The sequence below is a fragment of the Chitinophaga filiformis genome, from assembly GCF_900102545.1.
Taxonomy (GTDB): domain Bacteria; phylum Bacteroidota; class Bacteroidia; order Chitinophagales; family Chitinophagaceae; genus Chitinophaga; species Chitinophaga filiformis.
Map to the genome: position 1 here is coordinate 175,761 of NZ_FNBN01000012.1, position 19,739 is coordinate 195,499.

Annotated in this window: 15 protein-coding genes; 9 read left to right on the forward strand and 6 right to left on the reverse strand. The window is 44.4% G+C overall.

Annotated elements, in window-relative coordinates:
• The first annotated feature begins 9 nt into the window (after positions 1–9).
• Both BLR32_RS31390 and BLR32_RS31395 read left to right on the forward strand, forming a co-directional pair.
• Entirely contained in the window at positions 10–897 is an 888-nt protein-coding gene (locus tag BLR32_RS31390) for an ATP-grasp domain-containing protein (protein WP_089838193.1), read from the forward strand.
• Between the two features lie 359 nt (positions 898–1,256).
• Entirely contained in the window at positions 1,257–1,826 is a 570-nt protein-coding gene (locus tag BLR32_RS31395) for a hypothetical protein (protein ID WP_089838194.1), read from the forward strand.
• 84 nt (positions 1,827–1,910) lie between these two features.
• On the opposite strand, the gene BLR32_RS31400 is transcribed toward BLR32_RS31395, so the two are convergent.
• A complete protein-coding gene (locus tag BLR32_RS31400; protein ID WP_176842496.1) occupies positions 1,911–3,623 on the reverse strand; it encodes a LuxR C-terminal-related transcriptional regulator in 1,713 nt (570 codons plus the stop codon).
• A gap of 307 nt (positions 3,624–3,930) precedes the next feature.
• Between BLR32_RS31400 and BLR32_RS31405 the strand changes: the two genes are divergently transcribed.
• From BLR32_RS31405 to BLR32_RS31415, 3 genes are all read left to right on the forward strand, one after another.
• Positions 3,931–4,257, forward strand: coding sequence for a magnetosome magnetite crystal formation protein family (locus BLR32_RS31405; RefSeq protein ID WP_089838198.1), 327 nt, complete (start codon positions 3,931–3,933; stop codon positions 4,255–4,257).
• A gap of 251 nt (positions 4,258–4,508) precedes the next feature.
• Positions 4,509–4,904, forward strand: a complete 396-nt coding sequence (locus tag BLR32_RS31410) for a hypothetical protein (protein WP_089838200.1) — start codon at positions 4,509–4,511, stop codon at positions 4,902–4,904.
• A 282-nt stretch (positions 4,905–5,186) separates the two neighbouring features.
• Positions 5,187–6,287: a leucine-rich repeat domain-containing protein gene (locus BLR32_RS31415; protein ID WP_176842497.1), complete on the forward strand. Its 1,101-nt coding sequence runs from the start codon at positions 5,187–5,189 to the stop codon at positions 6,285–6,287.
• A 214-nt stretch (positions 6,288–6,501) separates the two neighbouring features.
• On the opposite strand, the gene BLR32_RS31420 is transcribed toward BLR32_RS31415, so the two are convergent.
• Together BLR32_RS31420 and BLR32_RS31425 are read right to left on the reverse strand one after the other, a co-directional pair.
• Entirely contained in the window at positions 6,502–7,236 is a 735-nt protein-coding gene (locus BLR32_RS31420) for a hypothetical protein (protein ID WP_089838203.1), read from the reverse strand.
• A 128-nt stretch (positions 7,237–7,364) separates the two neighbouring features.
• Positions 7,365–9,761, reverse strand: a complete 2,397-nt coding sequence (locus BLR32_RS31425; protein WP_089838205.1) for an ABC transporter permease — start codon at positions 9,759–9,761, stop codon at positions 7,365–7,367.
• A gap of 257 nt (positions 9,762–10,018) precedes the next feature.
• Here BLR32_RS31425 and BLR32_RS31430 point away from each other — a divergent pair, with 257 nt between their 5' ends.
• Positions 10,019–11,719 carry a GMC oxidoreductase gene (locus BLR32_RS31430; RefSeq protein WP_089838207.1) on the forward strand — a complete coding sequence of 567 codons (1,701 nt, stop codon included), beginning with the start codon at positions 10,019–10,021 and terminating at the stop codon, positions 11,717–11,719.
• An 85-nt stretch (positions 11,720–11,804) separates the two neighbouring features.
• Here the strand turns inward: BLR32_RS31430 and BLR32_RS31435 are convergent, their stop codons facing one another.
• The gene (locus BLR32_RS31435) at positions 11,805–12,266 is read right to left on the reverse strand and encodes a lipocalin family protein (protein ID WP_089838209.1); all 462 of its coding nucleotides are present in this window, start codon (positions 12,264–12,266) and stop codon (positions 11,805–11,807) included.
• 180 nt (positions 12,267–12,446) lie between these two features.
• Between BLR32_RS31435 and BLR32_RS31440 the strand changes: the two genes are divergently transcribed.
• Together BLR32_RS31440 and BLR32_RS31445 are read left to right on the forward strand one after the other, a co-directional pair.
• Positions 12,447–13,190, forward strand: a complete 744-nt coding sequence (locus BLR32_RS31440; protein WP_089838210.1) for a nucleotidyltransferase — start codon at positions 12,447–12,449, stop codon at positions 13,188–13,190.
• Positions 13,191–13,192: 2 nt separating this feature from the next.
• Positions 13,193–13,942 (forward strand): metallophosphoesterase family protein, encoded by a 750-nt coding sequence (locus tag BLR32_RS31445; protein ID WP_089838212.1) that lies wholly within the window; start codon positions 13,193–13,195, stop codon positions 13,940–13,942.
• 9 nt (positions 13,943–13,951) lie between these two features.
• On the opposite strand, the gene BLR32_RS31450 is transcribed toward BLR32_RS31445, so the two are convergent.
• Positions 13,952–14,680, reverse strand: a complete 729-nt coding sequence (locus BLR32_RS31450; RefSeq protein ID WP_089838213.1) for an FRG domain-containing protein — start codon at positions 14,678–14,680, stop codon at positions 13,952–13,954.
• Between the two features lie 22 nt (positions 14,681–14,702).
• Positions 14,703–15,878 (reverse strand): nicotinate phosphoribosyltransferase, encoded by a 1,176-nt coding sequence (gene pncB / locus BLR32_RS31455; protein WP_089838215.1) that lies wholly within the window; start codon positions 15,876–15,878, stop codon positions 14,703–14,705.
• 557 nt (positions 15,879–16,435) lie between these two features.
• On the opposite strand from pncB, the gene BLR32_RS31460 reads away from it, so the two are divergent.
• A complete protein-coding gene (locus BLR32_RS31460) occupies positions 16,436–19,717 on the forward strand; it encodes a SusC/RagA family TonB-linked outer membrane protein (RefSeq protein ID WP_089838217.1) in 3,282 nt (1,093 codons plus the stop codon).
• Positions 19,718–19,739: the final 22 nt, after the last annotated feature.

A 19,739-nucleotide genomic window follows, 5' to 3' on the forward strand; every position in this document is an offset into this window, starting at 1 on the left:
TAAACTATTATGCCAGATAACAAGAGAATAGCGCTGATATGTGAAGACCCTGCCAACCTGTTTGAGATGGCAAGGAATGAAGACAAAAAACTACTGGAAAGCCTTAATACGCGCGGCTGGACAGCAGAAGTAAAGGACTGGAAAGATCCGCAGGCTGACTGGTCTTCTTATGGCCTTGTCATTCTGAAGTCGCCTTTTGACTATCATAACAGGCTGAATGAATTCAGGACCTGGCTGCACAAACTGTCGGCATTGGGTGTACGCTTATTAAACCCGGTGGAGATGGTGCTGTGGAATGCCGACAAACATTATCTGAAAGAGATCAAAGAAGCAGGATTTTATATCATTCCTTCCATCTTCCTTGAAAAAGATACTACGACTGATCTTTCGACTTTGTTCACCCGCCTGGGTACTGATAAGATCATTGTGAAGCCTTGTGTAAGCGGTGGTTCAAAGAATACCTTCACATTGGTGAAAGGAGACCCGGAATTACCGAAGCATCCCCTGAATGAATTGCTGCGGCAGGAAGCCTTTATTGCGCAGCCATTTTTGAAAGAGATCCATGCAGGAGAGTGGTCGCTCGTCTTCTTTGGTGGCCGTTTTAGTCATGCGATAGTGAAAAAGCCGAAAGAAGGCGATTTCCGTGTACAACCGCAATACGGTGCTACTATTAGTGGTGTACAGCCTGATGCTGCCGTAATCAAAGAAGCAACAGCCCTGGTGCGCCGCTTTGCTGCCGATGCACTGTATACCCGTGTAGATGGCTTGCTGGTAGATGGTAAACTGGCACTGATGGAATTGGAACTGATAGAGCCTTTGCTCTATACTGCGTTTGAAGAAAGGAGCTTTGAGAATTATCTGGGAGCACTGGAGGAAAAGACGATGGTCGTCAACTGATCATACATATAACTCATTTCAAGGGGTAGGTTGCGCTTAGGCAGCCTGCCCCTTGTTTTTTTAACAGACGGGCAAAAAAACACTAAAAATCGCTTTAATCCCCTTCTTTTAAGCATCTGTTCCCGCTTCTTCCATATCACAATACCGTCATTTCCATATCATTTCACCGACATTTCTATATCGAATCGATATACATATGAGCCTAAAGTGATATCCAGATGACGTTATAGCGATATGGAGATATAGGAACCAGAACGGTAAAAGAACCTGCTACAAAGAATATTTGCCGAAGTCAACCATGTTTATTATATTGCTATAGCAACTATCTTATTTCTTGTTAACGCCTGAAAACCAATTATATGGCAAGAGCTAAAAACAATCTCCTGTTAGCCCAGGTATCCGGTACTATCGGAAAACAGCTTACAGTGACACAAAGAGCAGGACAGGTCATCCTGGGTAAAGCGAAGACTAAAAAGGGGAAACGCTATAAATTCTCCCCCAAACAGCTGAATGTACAAACCAGGTTTACTATTGCAACCGAATATGCTGCCTCAGTGAAGGCTGACCCAGACATGGTGGCTGCCTACATGGCTGTCGCAAAACCCGGCCAGAATGCCAATAACCTGGCGATAAGAGACTTTTACAATGCCCCGGAAATCCATGAGCTGAAGGCAGACGAATACACGGGAAAGGCAGGCCAGCATATCAGGGTTCGTGCTACCGATGATTTCCGCGTATACCAGGTCGTTATAAGCATTTATACGGCTTCAGGAGTCCTGGTTGAGGAGGGGAATGCATTACAGAGTAGAAATGGCATAGAATGGGTTTATACGGCCCGGAATGATAATCCTGAGTATACGGGAGGGAAGGTAAGGGCAATGGCGGAAGACCTGCCGGGAAACCAGACATTCGAAGAAAGGGTATTGTAAACTGACATAGGGATACCAATAATCTACGGGAGGAGACTATACAGACACCACGTTTTATCCGTAGTCTTCGTTGTAGTGCTACGGTTAGCCTAAGGTTTTTATAAAATTATCCAGGCTGTCTTCTTTTCCGAGGCCTAATTTCTGTTTGATCCTGTATCTGGCCATCCTGATACTTTTGGGTTCAATATTAATTCGCGTTGATATTTCCTTATTGGATAGGCCCATCAGTATATAGGAGCAGTACTTCATGTCCAGTCTTGTAAGGGAATTGCCGGCGCGTTGCTGCAGCTGTTCGAAGAAACTTGCATGCACCTCTACAAAATCAGTTTTGTGGTCTTCGTACTCCTCATCGAGTTGTTGCTGACGTTTGATAAGCTTTTTGATCTCTTCATTGCCGGCTGTATTCTTATCAGCCAGTATTTCCATGATCTGGTTTTTCTCCTCCTTCTGCAATTGTCCGGCCAGCAGTTCTTTTTCTAAACGTAGCTGCCTTTCCCGTAAGAGTGCCTGTTCTGCAATGAGCTGATTAGTTTCTGCTTCCTGCAGTTTCACTTTCAGAATGGCTTCCTCTTTCTCTTTATCTATCAACTCCTGTTTACGCATGGAGGCTTTCAGCTTATAGTTGTAAGAGATCAGCAGAAATGAGAGCGCGGCAATTCCAGCTATTCCGAGGCCGATATACAGGAGGTTACGTTTTTCCCGGAAAGATGCTTCCTGCTCCAGCAGGGCTATTTTCTGCGCCTGTTGTGCAGATCGGTATCGTGCATCAATTTTCTGGGCATTGTTGATTTTCTCCTGGTTAAACGCCTCTTCGTTACTGGCTACATAGCTTTTCATGTAGGATAAGGCAAGTCTGGCATCATCTTTCTGTTCTGCCACTCTTACCAGAGCGCGATATATACGGGACTGTGTGAGCGGCATTTTAATCGCCGAGCCATCCGCTTCGCTGAGTGCAGTCAGCAGCAGCTCTTCTGCTTCGTTTACGTTATTGTTCCGGAGGGCATATTCACTGCGTATGCCATAACAATTGATGAGTATTTCTGTGAGCCGTGTTTCTGTGGCAATCTGCTCTGCCAGCTCCAGATAATGGTATACACTGTCCCGGAAGGACGACGGATAATGCTGGAAATAGATATTGGCAGTATTCAGCGCAACCGCTGCAGTATTGCTTCTGATGATGATCCTGCCTTTTTCACGGTTGCTGAGCGCGATTGATTTGTTATAGTAAGATAATGCTGAATCGAGCAGGTTCTGTCTGGTATTTAATTTATAGCAGTCATGGAAATACTGTCCCATGGTATAGTAAGCCGTATTCAATACATCCGCCTCTCCATTGTCTAGCGCCCGGGCATAGCATTCTTTTGCATAAGCCGCCTGCCTGGTGGTATCTGTGCCATAACTATAAATGCTGGCAAGATAGTGATAGGCGAGCGCTGCATAGGGTGCTCCGGCAGGAGTCTTAAAGAAATCAACCGCTTTCAGGAGTTTGGAGGCAGCAAGGTCATTTTCGTTATCAATAATATCCAGCCATCCATTCCTGAGCCACACCATACCTTTTGCCAGCGGATCTTTCGCCTCGTTTACATAAAGAAGCGCACTATCCAGGGCGGCATATGCTGCCGGTTTGTTCTTCTTTTGTACAAGCAGGTGTGTCCTTGTTGCATAGAGCCAGGCCTTTGCATCTGGTCCCGGAGCATTGGCGGCATCGTTTGTGAACGCGAGGGCCTTGTCAAGGTCCGTTTCAAAATATGCTCTGGCGAGCTTACAACGAACCATCACTTTCTCATAAGCTGACAAACTGACTTGTGTAAGCTTCTGTTCAAGAGAGTCCCTATACCGTTGTTGCGCAAACGTAAAAGTGGATAGGCAGGTTAAAATTGATATGGCTATGATCTTTCGTAACATCCCTCCAAAAATAGGAAAAAGAATCATGTTGGAAAAGGTGGTGAAATATTAATCATCTGAAAATCATATAAGTTATGTTTTTTGGTAGACGCTTTGTAGACGTTCTTGCCTGTTTATGTAGCCCCATTGTAGCTGCTGTTTTTATGGTTTTCCTGGCAGCACTGTCTAGGTTTGCACTGTATCAAAAAAACATCATATCATGACAAACCGCACGATGGCCATAGTTGCCTATATCACTATTATCGGATGGGTAGTTGCCTATCTGTCATATCGTAAGTCCGACGATAAAAGTCCGCTGGTAAAATATCATCTTACCCAATCAATAGGCATTATTCTTTTTTCTATAGTGTTAAGTATTGTTAGTGGGGTATTGGTAGGAATACTGCCATCACTGGCCACCTTATTCTATATTATTTCGCTGTGCCCGTTCATATTGATGCTGATGGGAATAATAACAGCGTCCAACGAGGCACAGCGCCCTATACCTTTGATAGGTAAGTTAGTGGAGGGGAAGTTTAATCTATAACCTACAACTGAGGCGCTGGTCTGGCACTCATTGTAGTTAACCCCTCTAATTGTCGTGTACATAAATAGCTGAAAGAGCCGGTCGGTTTTCCGACCGGCTCTTGCTACATCAATTGGTCTTTCCAGGAGAGATAACGTTTCTTTGGCACTATTTTCTTATTTAATGGCATGTAACCGTTGCAGTTGATGACGATGAGTATTAGATTTTACAGATTATATATGTAGCTTCGGGCATTTAACCAATAATACCTGATGAAAATCTATCTGTACATTGCCCTCGCTATCGTACTCCTGTCTCAGGCAGCAGTGTTTTTTATTGACTTTACAATAGTACAGGCGTTGCTTGTAGCCAGCCTGATCACCTGCTGCTCTATTATCAATATCATCCTGACTTATAAGACAGATTTCAGCAGGCGTTTCCGTTTCCCGAAAAAGACGATCCGCATCTCGGACAAAAATGTTGAACTCACTAATGTTAGAGTAGCCAGCATGGGACTGATACTTGCACTGTTTGGTATATACTGCGTTTGGGTGCTGAAAGCAAAAGTTATTGGGCTGGTATTTATAGCCGCTGGTCTTAATTACATTTCTTTTTTCCGTGTAGAGGTACGTAAACCGGTAGGGAGCGCTCGTGCTACAAACTCCTGAAAGTGTGTAGGGGGATGTAATGGCCTGAACGCCCGCTACAAATAGCGTGGTTGGCAGAGTGCTTATACTTACAATACAAGTTTATAAGAATCCAGCTTATTGCCGCAGGTGCATTTTTGCTGGGCAAATAAAATGCAAACCCCGCTCTATGAGCAGGTTTTGCATTTATAGAACTCTCATTCTCAATTCAACTTGCTATTATTCAAATTATTTAGCGAAGAATGACGTACCGATAAGACGTTTTCCGTTGCGATGAATACTCTTCATTATTTTACGCTTATTATGACCAAATTATCCCTACTACTTATAACGATATTAGTATTAAACAGTTGCCGAAATTGCGAATTAAATAAGTCTGTTTCCAACGATCCACGGATTCATATCGGCTATGACCCTCAAATAACTATTGACAGCAGCGACATTTTAATTTTCACTACTTCAAGAAGAAAAGAATATAATACAGGATTATCTGACAGCACAAATAGCCTCGTCCAAATATCCGGAGATACTTTAGGATTGTTTTTGAATGATGGCCGGTTTGAGGGTTGCTATCTATCCAGTTTTATAATATTACCCGATACAGCATATTCTACGTTTGAACTATTTGATGCCCATACAAAATATAACTACCTACCTTCCTCGTGTTCGATATCATTGAATAAAAACACATACCGACCAGGAGATTATCTTACAGTACAAATCAACTACAAAACTATAGGAAAGCACACCAGACATGAAGACGTTTATGATACAGTAACAATTATTGGAAAGATAAAATTAAAAATAAGGGACAGAAATTTTACTCAGGAAGATTTTTCCATCGAAAGGAATAGGAATGAATTTCTTTCGTTGCTCAAGCAAAAACCTGATACTATAACGGAGCTAAATTTGTTCGGATGCGCATTCACCAGACTCCCACAAGAGATTACGCAATTCGTAAATCTTCAAAAGCTTAATCTAGATGGTAATGATCTTAGCGGAACTGATCTATCAGAACTAAAACAACTCAGGCATCTTAAGTCTCTCGAACTACATGAATGTAATTTATCTCACTTGCCGGAAGCGATCCTAAGCCTGTCCGAATTAGAATCATTGGATATTTTCCAGAATAACATCAGTGCAATTCCAGAAGAATTGTACAATCTTACTTCAATAAAACACCTTTGCATTGGAGGCAATAACATATCTTATTTGTCACCAAGAATTGCTAATCTCATAAATCTGGAAACGTTTGAGACGTCTTCAAGCAAAATCAAGGTTTATCCTAAAGAAATGACGAAACTGAAAAAGTTAAAAGATTTATATCCCAATGATACCATGGATTACATTCCAGGTTCATTGCTAAAATACGTATGGCACGTGGATACGGTTTATCACCATTAGAGAATTATTATCGGGATTCTGAATTCCCTCATACGGATGAAACTTCGCGAATCTGACCAACTAATAGACATCAACATGCCCATTACATGTCAGTTCTTTTATGTCGCTGATTGTTGCCGGCCTGCCTTCATCTGGAAGCCGATGGTAAGTCTGTGCTGATTACTGCTGTAACTCAAACAGGCGGCCTGTAGTTGTTTTTAATATATTCGGCAACTCACCATACCTTCCACCAGGGCTTTTTATCTGCAGGAGCAGTACTGTCATTTAAAGGGGAAAAATTAATCGCAAACGATTTGTCGTCTTGTTGAACGTCGCCTTTATATGACCTTCCTTCCCGTCCATAGGTTTTATTCTCACCAAAGTTAGCCATGCTCCATTTCCGGGAACTTGTCATCATCTGATTGATATACCATTCAAAATGCTGATGGATTTCAGCTTCAGTTTTAGGTTGTGTAATAATCGTTTCCTGAGGAAGCGTAGAACTTAACACATTGTACCTCGCATTAAGTACCACATCAAAGTACCACTCGTTTGTTAACTCAGTGGCATCCATTGTTAAGCTGTCTGCTAAACTCAGCATCGGATGTCTGAATTGCGTCCGCCGGTCAAGTCTTAATCTTATGCCGGTTGACTTAGTCCACTCAGCTCTTTCTCCGGTATCCCCATTTTTTGAAACGCCATAAAACGCAATAACATATTCCAGGGAGCCATTGGGAGTCTCTTCTTCATACATTGAAGGCGACTCGAGCACCTCATCTGGCACTTTCGCAATTATGGCGTCAAAGAACTTTGAACTGTTAAAAAAGCTCATGCCTGAAATGCCCAATTGAGGAAGTCCCCCGACCCCGTATCTGCATGTCGTTCCATTTTTGTAGATCTTCATATGGATAGCATCCTGTCCCTCTGCACTAACTTTGAATATGATCAATTCTACTTCTTGTTTTGTCATGTCGATATTTGCCCTTCCTTTATTAAGGTTGTCGCAATATAATTAAATAATATAATACATCGGATGGCGAAGGGGGTGAAATAATTACGGATTTCTTTATAGGCCCCGGTAAGCAAGGCATACCACCACTACTCGCGCTGCAAACTCCTCACCGGATTCGCTAACGCCGCTTTAACCGCCTGAAAACTCACCGTGAAAAGCGTAATCACCAATGCACTCACACCCGCTATTATAAAGATCCACCAGGCGATAGTAGTATGATAATCGTACTGCTGCAGCCATTTGTCCAGGAAATAATACGCAGCGGGTGTAGCAATCAGGAATGCCACAAATACCAGCGTTACAAACTCTCTCGATAACAGTCCCCACAAACTGGCAATGGAAGCGCCCAGTATTTTCCTGATGCCGATTTCCTTCATGCGTTGCTCTGCGATGAATGATGCCAGTCCAAAGATGCCCAGGCATGAAATGAAAATAGCAAGACAGGTAAAGAGCGTGGACAAAGCACCAATACGTTGCTCAGCCGCAAATTTGCGCCCATATTCATCATCTACAAATTTGTATTCAAAAGGACTGGAAGGATCCAGTTTCCTGAAAATAGGCTCAATCTTGCTGATCGCTTCACCAGCACTTAACCGGGGATTAAGACGTATGGTGATAACAGGCCCTATCCCAGGTATCATGAAATAGACACTTTGCTGAACAGGCTTGTAAGGCGATTCCGTCACCATGTTTTCTATCACACCAACAACCGTATATGGATTGCCATTCCAGCGGATTATCTTTCCTACAGGATCTTTCAGCTGCATGTATTTAACAGCCGCTTCATTTAAAATGATGGCTGCATTATCAGTAGGAAAACTGCGGGAGAAATCACGGCCTGACTTGAATTTCCAGCCAACTGTTTTACCAAAATCATAGGTCACTGCCGTTAGTGAAAAAGCCATTTTAGGCAGCTGCGGATCTTTATTTTCCCATTCGAAGCGATCGTCGAAGTAAGTAGACTGTGTAGTAGGAGAGGAAGATTGCGCGAAATTTATAGCACCTCCTGAAGCAAGCAATTCGTGCTGAAGTACATCATACTTGCCGTTGAGACCAGGGGTTTTCATAGTTATCTTTATCAGCCCGTTCCTGTCATAACCTATCGGACGATTCTGCGCGAATTGTACCTGGCGATATACGACAATTGTTCCGATGATCAGGATGATGGATACGGTAAACTGCAATGTCACCATCACTCTGCGGGGAGTGATAGATCCGCCGGCGCGGAAAGCTCCTTTTAATACTTTCAGTGGCTGGAAGGAAGAGAGATAAAAGGCCGGATAACTACCGGCAACAACAGCCGTGATAATGATAAATACGACTGCTATCAGCCAGAAGATAGGGTTGGAAAAAGGGAAGACCATCTTCTTATCCGCTATCTCATTAAACCAGTTTAAACTTAATATCACCATCCCAATGCTGAGTATAAAAGCAACACATACGATCAGTAAGGATTCACTCATGAACTGTTTTATCAGCTGACTGCGCAGAGAGCCGAAGGTCTTGCGTATACCTACTTCCCTGGCTCTTTTCTCTGATCGTGCTGTGCTCAGGTTCATGAAGTTGATACAGGCTAAAAACAGTACAAACATCCCAATAAGGCCAAATAGCCATACCAGTTGAATTTTTCCACCGGAATGTATGCCGTTCTTCCATTCTGCCCGCAGATGCCAGTCTTTCATCGGATGGAGGAACAGGGTAGTTTTGCTATCAAAGGTTGGTTTGTCAAGCTTCGATTGATAAACATCTTTGATTTTACCGGAAATCTCTTCCATCGGAATACCAGGCACTGTACTGGCGAAGATATTGAACGAACTGTTGCCCCAGTTGTTAAGATTGTCTTTTACATATTGCTCTGTACTCACCAGTAAATTCCATGGACAGAAGAAACTCACATCTCTGAATGTTGTATTGTATGGAAGATCTTCGAATACACCGATCACCTTCAGGGATTGTTTGTTGTCCAGCTGTAAGACTTGTCCCACAGGATTCTTGTCTCCGTAGAGAGAAGTGGCCAGTGATCTCTTTAGCAGGATAGTATTGGTTTCTGCAAAATCCTTAACAGATCCTGCCAGCATTTTCAGCGTAAGAATATCTGTAAAATCTTTCTCCACATACATGCCCTGCCGTGAGAATTGCTTGTCGCCCGATTTTATGATACGTTCAATATTTTCTGATGCCAGCGCTACATGCGTAAAGTAGTTGTTGTAATTGCGTCGGAGCTCCTCTGCCAGTGGAATAGGGAAGTGGTTACTATTGTCTGAAATGTATACTTCTCCGTTCGGCATATTTTCACTCCTCGCGATCTTTGCGATAGAAGGGTAGTTCGTGTTGTAAGTATCGAAAGACAACTCATCCCATATCCATAATCCAATCAGCATGGCTACTGCCATTCCAACGGTGAGTCCGCCGATATTAATGAACGTGGTCACTTTGTTCTTGATAAGGTTACGCCAGGCGATCACAAAGTAATTCTTGAGCATAAGGGCAGTTTGATTTTGGTCGGGTTGAAAACTATTGCGGAAGACCCCAAAAGAATGCCAGATCATCACAGGATTGTAAATCAGTTGCTTATGTATTTGGGCAGCAGTAGGTGTGTCCGGTTTTAATACATCGTTGTCCGATATATAACACTATCCTGTATGCTTGTCCTCAACTATTCTCAGGAATATCAACCGGTCATCCCATTTCTGCCACTGCCTGTTACTATTTTACTTAATTTCTTTGAAAGTTCCACGACATGATAAACTTAAACCTACATGCGAAAGATGCGAACACCTATGATGCTATTGTAATCGGCTCCGGGATCAGCGGAGGATGGGCTGCCAAAGAACTATGTGAAAAAGGGCTGAAAGTATTGATGCTGGAAAGAGGACGGCAGTTTGAACACATAAAGGACTATACCAATGCCACTAAAGCGCCCTGGGAAGTACAGCACCGCGGCATGTTGACGACCAAGCAGGATAAAGAACACCCGTATCTGATCCGCGACCGTCCATTCGATGAGTTTAATGAGAGTTACTGGCTAAAGGATGTAGAGAGTCCCTATGTGGAGAAGAAACGCTTCGACTGGGTAAGGCCGGATATTGTAGGCGGCAAGTCTATCATGTGGGGAAGAGGTTCCCTGCGACTGAGTGAAATGGATTTTGAAGCCAATGCAAAAGAGGGGATAGGTATAGACTGGCCTATTCGTTATAAAGATATTGCCCCCTGGTATGATCATGTGGAGGCTTTTGCAGGTATCAGCGGACAGGCAGAAGGATTGCCACACCTGCCTGATGGGATCTTTCAGCCTCCTATGGAGATGAATTGCCTGGAGAAGGCGGTAAAGGCCCGTATAGAAGCCGCTTATCCCGCCAGGAGAGTGACGATGTACAGGATGGCAAATCTGACAAAAGCTATCGGCGACAGAAGCGCCTGTAACTATCGCAATCGTTGCGCCCGCGGATGCCCCTTCGGTGCTTACTTCAGCACACAATCATCTACATTGCCGGCAGCTGTAAAGACAGGCAATCTTACCCTGCGTCCCGACAGCATTGTCAATTCACTCATTTACGATGAAAGCAAAGGAAAGGTGACCGGCGTTCGCGTAATAGACAAGCACACCAAAGAGATGACGGAGTATTATGCGCGGATCTTCTTCGTGAATGCTTCTGCCATGGGCAGTACTTTCATCCTGCTCAATTCCACCTCCAACAGGTTCCCGCAGGGATTAGGCAATGATAACGGCATACTGGGGCATTACCTGATGGATCATCATTTTCATGCAGGCGCCAGCGGTACTTCAGATGAGTTTGAGGACAAGTACTATTTCGGACAGCGACCCGCGGGTTTATATATACCACGCTTCAGGAATATAGGAAAGGATAAACGCAGCTATCTCCGTGGTTTTGGATATAGCTGTTACAGTGGTCGTGGCGACTGGGCAAGAGGTATAGCAGAATTGGGGATAGGAGCCGCCTATAAGGAGTATCTGTCTGAGCCGGGACCCTGGCAACTGGGACTAATGGGCTTCGGGGAATGCCTGCCTTATTATGATAACATGGTCTCACTCGATCATAGTATGAAAGATGCCTGGGGACAGCCTGTATTGCAGTTCAATTGTGATTTCCGGGAGAACGAGATGCAGATGCGGAAGGATATGGACCAGGATGCCGTTGAAATGCTGGAGGCTGCAGGCTTAAAGAACGTAAGACCTTTTAGACGGAATTCCTATCCGGGGATGGCCATACATGAAATGGGAACAGCGCGTATGGGGAATGATCCTGCCACTTCCATCCTCAATAAATGGAACCAGGTGCATAGTGCAAAGAATGTATTTGTAACTGATGGGGCATGTATGACTTCCTCTGCCTGTCAGAATCCTTCTCTGACCTATATGGCGTTGACGGCACGTGCGGCTGATTATGCAGTGAAAGCACTGAAGCGGATGGAATTGTAGGTACACAGTAGTGTACTGTCTATATCAGGTAGCTAAATAAAAACAGGCTGTTCGCTTATAGTGGACAGCCTGTTTTGTTATCATCCTAACGGATCCTTGCATATGTTTCTACGATCTCATGATTGATATTCAGGCTATCAATCTTTTCAATACCACTCTGGATGATGGTGTCTTTTGAGATCTGCATAACGAAGGAGAAGTCCTTATCTTCCCAGCCCCGGTAACTGCAATATTCCAGGTGCTCGCTGTACACATCTTTCACCAGTGTATAAGTACCGCTGCCGGAACCATATACCGCTGATGAATCAGTGCCATGGTTCAGGTCATGTGTAAAGAAAGCAAAGTAGCTGTCATTGAATATTTTGATGGTTTCCTGTCCGGCAACAGGTGCAGTGATCGTTGTGTCCTTACCCTGGATAGACCTGGCACTGATCAGTTTCCAGGTACCTACCAATGGTGAAGTGGAAGTAGCTGCTGAAGATTCCTCTTTTTGGTGGCTGCAGGATAGCAATGAGATCGCGATGGCAATAAATGGAAGATATTTCATGGATTGAATTAAGGATTTGTCTCAAATATAATGAATGGGGCAAAATCTTCACAGCAATCGGCAATTATTCACAGGAATTGTTGCCTGACCGGCTTGATAAGTCTGGCCAATAGTATGGTTCCTGTCTGATAAGGCTGGTCAAAACCTGCAACGGCACAGTTTTTAGTCTATATAGAAGGTATGATGATGACTGATGAACAAATGCGGGAAGCACATTCTTTCTATCGTGAAGCACTATCTATCCTCGTAGAGAGCGGGGAGGATTTTCTGCTGGGAGGAGGATTTGCTTTATTCCATTACACAGGTCTTTTCCGCGACACCAAAGACCTGGATATATTCTGTACTCCTACACAATATGCCGGCCTAATGAAGCTGTTTGCGTCCCATGGATACGAAATTGTATTGACAGATGCACGCTGGCTGGCCAAAGTTTTCAAAGGAGAGTATTACATAGACATTATTTTCAACAGCACGAATAATATCTGCCTGGTTGATGAAAGCTGGTATGAGCACGCGGTGGAAGTGGTCTTTATGGGATTGCCCATAAGGTTGATCGCACCGGAAGAGCTAATTTGGAGCAAGGTCTTTATACAGAACCGAGAGCGGTTTGACGGGGCAGATGTCAATCATGTTATGTTGCGGTATGGCAAACAGCTCAACTGGGAAAGACTGCTGCGCCGTTGTGATCCTCACTGGCATTTGTTGCTGGCACAATTGCTGGTATTTCAGTTTGTATACCCGGCCGACTATACGGAGATCATTCCCCGCTGGCTGTTTGACGAACTGATGCAAAGAGCACGGGATCAGTATGAACTGCCTCCCTCACAGGAAAAGGTGTGTAGGGGGCCATTGATAGATCAGACACAATATGCAGTCGATATTACGGACTGGCATTATAAAGGAATGACTATAAAAACGGTTTGATAATGGATGCTGAAAACACAGAAAACAAGAAGATGCGCATTGCCGCTGTTGCCGACATTCATATCACTGACACTGATAAGAATAAGTGGACGGAATACTTCAAAGAAGTATCACGTAAGGCAGATGTGCTGCTTATCTGTGGCGATCTGACAAATACCGGTGATGAGAGTGAAGCGAAGATCTTATGCGATGAATTGAAGTCCTGCACTATTCCGGTAGTGGCAGTACTGGGCAATCATGACCATGAAAAAGGCCGGCAGAAACTGATCAGGCAGACAGTGCAGAGCGAGAATGTACACGTTCTGGATGGAGAAGCGGTAGTAATAGGCAATGTGGGCTTCGCTGGTGTAAAAGGTTTCGGTGGCGGCTTTGATAATTTCATGCTGTCTATGTTCGGGGAAGATGCTATGAAAGCATTTGTACAGGAGGCAGTAGATGAAGCACTGCACCTCGACAGGGCCCTGGCCAGGATAGATCAGCAGCATGAAAATCTGAAAAAGGTAGCCATCCTGCATTATTCCCCGATGTTGGATACCGTGAAAGGAGAGCCGGAGCCTATCTACCCATTTCTCGGTTCTTCAAGACTGGCAGAGCCATTGGTCCGCCGGCAGGTAGCAGCTGTTTTCCACGGGCATGCGCATATGGGTACACTGGAGGGAACACTGACCGGAGGTGTGAAGGTGTTTAACGTAGCTAAACCGGTGTTGATGAAGGCAGGGTATGAGCTGCCGTTCCATATAATAGAGATATGAGGTTTGCATTTATTCGAAGTAACGCCATTGCAGGAAGGCGCAAAGTCCTTCCAGTTCGGGGAAGATAGAAAATGCATTCACGCCCAGGGTCTGTAAGTCGTTGCGCATATTAGACAGACTGGCGGTAGGGATCTTCACTTTGATGAGCTTCAGGTCATAGTGGTCGCTTTCATTCATATAACGGGTCTCCCGCAATTCCTGCGTAGAGGGTACTGTGAAAACTCCCGACTGGTTATTAATGCGCTGCTTGATCAGCCTGGGACGAAAGATCCTGGTGGCCGGCAGGTCAAAAGGATGGACTTCATCCGGGTTAAAATCGAAATCTTCATCTGTGGGCATCAGGATCCAGACAACAGCATAAGCGCCTGCAGGCAAACATTCTGTATTATGACCGGATACAGCAAACCATAAGGCTGTAAGCGCACTGTTGGACCAGTCAAGTAATCGCGTAGGCAGCCCGAAATGCTGACCCAGTGTCAGGTAGTCCCAGTCATTCAAAGGAGTCTGTTGCTGTACCAGCAATGGATTGGTGCGTTTAAACTCTGTCAGTAAGGCCTTTTCTACTTCGAAGAGGTCTCCTTTGGGTTTGAGCCTGCAGATCTTCGGGATCAGCGGATAATCGGCTCCCTGTCCACGGAAAACAAAATCACCCACATTGCCATTACGTATATTCTCCTCCTTGTTGATCCTGATCAGATCGAGGTAATCACGCATAGTATCCAGTTCAACCTCTTGCATACAATTGGGGTTTTAATTCACATCAATCAATTTCCAGTATTGTTTTTGCAAGCACGATAGCCTGTTCATCGCCGGTGTACTTGCCATGTTCATCCGATAGCTTCACAACAGGCGTCCATCCTTCTCCTTCAGGGCAGGCCGCCGTCATTTTGATCACAATATTCAAGGCAGCAGGACCGGCATCGTTGGTTAGGCTGGTACCTATGCCAAAAGACATGCCTATCCGGTTCCGGCAATGCGCTGCAATACGCGCTACCTTATCATAATTCAATGCATCAGAAAAAATGATGCTCTTGGTAATAGGTGCAATGCCCATCTGTTGGTAGTGGGCGATTACCTTGTCGGCGAATAACAGGGGATCACCACTATCATGCCTGACGCCATCAAAGAGTTTGGAAAACATTTTGTCAAACTGTTTGAAGAAGACTTCTGTTGTATAGGTATCAGACAGCGCAATACCGAGGTCTCCGCGGTATACCTGTGTCCAGTGTTCCAATCCCAGTGCATTGGCCAATTTAACCCCATAACGGGCGGCATGGAACATGAACCATTCATGCGCATGCGTGCCGATAGGTTTGGTTTGATAAGACATCGCCATGTGGACGTTGCTGGAGCCGATAAAAGAACCGTCGCCATATTCCTTCAAAGCCTTCATCACCAGGTGATGTACGGCAGAGGAGTGTCTGCGGCGGGTGCCAAATTCGGCGACAGTCACTCCCAGGTGCAGATAATTCTCAATCTTATTGCGTGTACGTTCCATTACGGCTTCGTCGCTGATACGGTCAGCATTGGTTGACAGATAATACAATTCGCAGATCAGTGACATTAAGGGTACTTCCCAGAGAATAGTACGATACCAGGCGCCTTCTACACTGACATGTAACTGATCTCTTTCCTGTGTAATCTTCACCTCTGAAGGATCGTAACGGTAACCTTCCAGGAAGTCGAGGTAAACAGGAGAGAGGTAAGGACAGGTGATCCTCAGGAAATCTTTTTCCTGCTTGCTTAGTTGTAGTAATGCCATGTCGTCAACCGCTTTACGCAGTATATTGGCAAAGCCGGCAGGGAAGGAATGTTTGCCTCTATTGATAAAAGCATAACGGGCCTTTGCATAGGGGAATAGTGTAATTACTCCCTGCTGCATGGTGAACTTGTAGAAATCGTTGTCGAGGATCGAAGTAAGTATATTTGTCCGCATAATGCATATTCCGCAATTCTGTTGCCAATCTGTTTTGGGGAGAATTTACATGGCAAAATCACCGCCCCGATGCCACAGTGTTAGATAATAAGTGCCTGCATACAATCATATAATAATAAATTCAATATTACTTTTTTTCTCTTTTCTCGCTCAAAAATTGTGAAATCTAACAAAAGGGTTTTATATTTATCATGATAAGAATGACAACCAGAATCTAAATCATTTAACGACCAGACTTCATCTTGGTGATGACTCACTAGCTTGGAAAACCCAGGTACTATGCCTGATTTTAGTATTGAACTTTGTGGTGAACAGATGCTTTAAGAGTGGCTGTGCAGTTTAATAATTGCCACTTAACCTATTTATTTTTTGTTGCGGGAAAAAAAGATATGCGAATTATCTAAGGGGAATGTTATGTACTGACCATCACAGTACATACAGGTTTTGTTATTTGATGCCGTGCCTTATAGTACGGTAGTGGAAAGTATTATGCCTACAGCCCGGCTTCCCTGTGCACCTATGTTACTCGGTTAAACAGTAATATTTAAATCACATCTATGAGAAAGAAAATGCTATTATGCCTGATGGTATTGCTATGCCATGCCTATGTCAGCACGCTTCAGGCGCAGACCACCGTTAAAATTACCGGGACCGTATCTGACGATTCAGGTGCACCACTTCCCGGTACGAGTATCAAAATAAAAGGTGGTGGGGGAACTGTAACGGATGCCAGCGGCACATTCGTCATCAATGTTGAAAAAGGCCGCACATTAATATTTACCGCTATTGGCTATGAAACTAAACTGGTAACGGTCAATGGTCCTGTGTTGAACGTTACATTAGGGGTGGACAAAAAGATACTATCAGAAGTAGTTATTACCGGGGTAGGTACTGCTACGAGTAAACGTAAACTGGGGATCTCGGTGGAATCTGTTACAGCAGAGAAACTGGTGAGTGGTCCTTCTACCAGTATTGACCAGGCGCTTATCGGTAAGATACCAGGTGCGCAGATCTCTTCTGTGAGCGGTAACCCCGGCGATCCGGTCAACATCCTGTTAAGAGGTGTCAACACCGTACAGAATGGTACCAAACCCCTGATCATGCTGGATGGTGTGCAGGTGTCTGCTACAGACCTCAACTCACTTGACCTGAGTAATGTGGAAAGGATCGAAGTGGTACAGGGTGCAGCTTCTGCTTCCATCTATGGTGCGCAAGGCGCCAATGGTGTAATGCAGATCTTCACAAAAAAGGGAAAACGTGGTCCTATTGCCGTTACCTACTCTACCAATTATGCAGCGAACAGTTACATCAACAGCGGACATGTTGAAAAGGCGCGTCTTCATCCTTATTTAACCGATGGTAACAATAATATCGTAGATGCCTCCGGGAATATCCTGAAATATACTGATGTGGGCGGTATTGAAGGTATATCCTACGCTTATGGTGGTGCTACCCGGTATGGCATACTTGATCCGAGGAATATTGCCAACAAGCCATACAATGCCAACCTTAAATATTACGATCACTTTAAACAGGTGTTCCAGACAGGAACATCCTGGAACAATAATATCAGTATTTCCGGTGGTTCCGATAAATCAGACTTCTCTCTTGGTGTTGCCAACAATCATACGGTGAGCCCTGTCATGAAGAATGGTTATGTAGACCGCTCTAACCTGACGGCCAACCTGGGAACAGAATTGTTCAAAGGATTCAAACTGCGTTCCATTACACAGGTGATCTATACAAAGAACACTACAGTGCCCGGCTTAGGCGGCGCTGGTGGCTACCTGTATGGTAAAGGAAATACCGCGGGTAAGAATGATAATATCTACAGCTTCCTGAATACTTCGCCCTTCTTTGACCTGACCTATAAAATGGCAGATGGTAATTCACCTGCCTTCCAGACAGCCGATTTCTTAAGTATCAACGCCTTTAACCCATACTTCGTAAAGCAGTATGCAAGCGGGCTGGATAACAAGGTAGATATCGTACAAAGCTTTAATGCCAACTTCCAGGTAAATCATTTCCTGGAACTGGATGCGAAATACGGTATTAACTACAGAACGGAAAAAGCTACCTGGACCTATCTGAACCAGACACAGAATGCCAATACCATGTACTATGATTCATGGGCTTACCAGTTTGCCAATGACGCAGGGGGGGAGATAGACAACTGGAACTATAACACGACCTTCCAGAACTTCCTCGGAAGTGCCTATATCAGGACGGATTTTGAGAAGGACTTTAACATCCATTTACCCATCCAGACTACTACACAGATCTCCTACGATTACAGGAAGAACAAGTATAAGGAAGAAGATGTGTATGGACTTGGATTACCGCTTTCTCCGCCTGTGAATATCTCTACTGCCAAACAATTGTTTGTAGCGCCTTATTCTACTACGACTAAGACTACCGGTAACTATGAGGAGTCCTTTATTACTTATGGCTACCTTATCAACCAGAAGATCGATTTCGGTGATTATGGTGGTATAGGTGGTGGCTTCAGAAGTGACTGGTCTTCTGCTTTCGGAAGTGGCGCTTCTCCTTTTACATTCCCTAATGTATATGGTTATATACTCCCTTCTTCCTTTAACTTCTGGGCTGATAAGCTGGAGAGCAGAATACCCTACTTTAAACTGAGAGCTGCCTATGGTGAAGCGGGTATACAACCCGGTCCTTTCGACAGGTATCCTACGCTGGATCAGAACACCGTTGGTTCTGACGTAGTATATTCTGTACCGGTTACAGGACAGAACCCCCATCTGCAGGTAGAAGTATCCAAAGAGTTTGAAGCAGGTACAGACCTGACCTTCAATGCTGCTAAAGGCAATTGGCTAAACACGGTAAATGCCTCCTTTACTTATTGGAAACGTAAGAGTGAAAATGTGATCTATACAGTAAGCGCACCACTTTCTTCCGGCGCTACAGGTATCCTGAATAATGCCATCAATATGTCTTCCAACGGATATCAGTTCCAGTTGAACCTGCCGCTGTATCACAGTAAGAATTTCACCTGGGACTTTACGACGAACTTCAGTCACCAGACATCTAAGATCGACAGGATCAATGGCGGCGCAGACATCATCCTGACTTCTGCCGCAGGTAGTACTGCATTGGTGCTGACCGCAGGACAGAAGATCGGACAGATCTACGGTTATAAGGCTTTGACCAGTGTAGATGCCGTTAATAAAAATGGAACAAAATATATCTCCGAACAGGATGCCGGAAAGTACCAGGTAGTGAACGGACATCTTGTGGATACTACTACAAAAGGTATCCAGTTTTCCTCTGAGGCCTATCCGCTAGGTGACCCAAATCCCAAGTTTAATGCTTCTTTTATCAGTGCGTTCGGCATTAAGGATTTCCTGACATTCTCTTTCCAGTTTGACTGGATATATGGCAGTCACCTGTACAATCAGACAAAAGAATGGATGTACAGGGACGGTATCCATGGCGACTTTGCGAAGCCTGTTACCATCAATGGCGTTACAGCTGCGTATACAGCTTATTATGGCAGTGCTTACAGTGGGTCATGGGGCAGCCTGTATGGACCGGGTAATAACGCTACCAAGGATTATTTCTATGAAGATGCTTCTTTCCTGAGACTGCGGAACGTCTCTGTAGGATTTGACTTTTCGAAGGTGATGAAGATAAAGTACTTCAATAAACTGCAGTTAGTGCTGACGGGCAGGAACATCCTGACTGTTACTCACTATACCGGCTTTGATCCGGAGGTAAGCTCAGGTGCTGTAAACTCCTCGTTCGACAGAGGCATAGACAACAGTACTATACCGAACCTCAAATCTTATGCAGTGGGTTTAAATGTCGGATTCTAATGTTTATTAAAAAAGAGAAAAT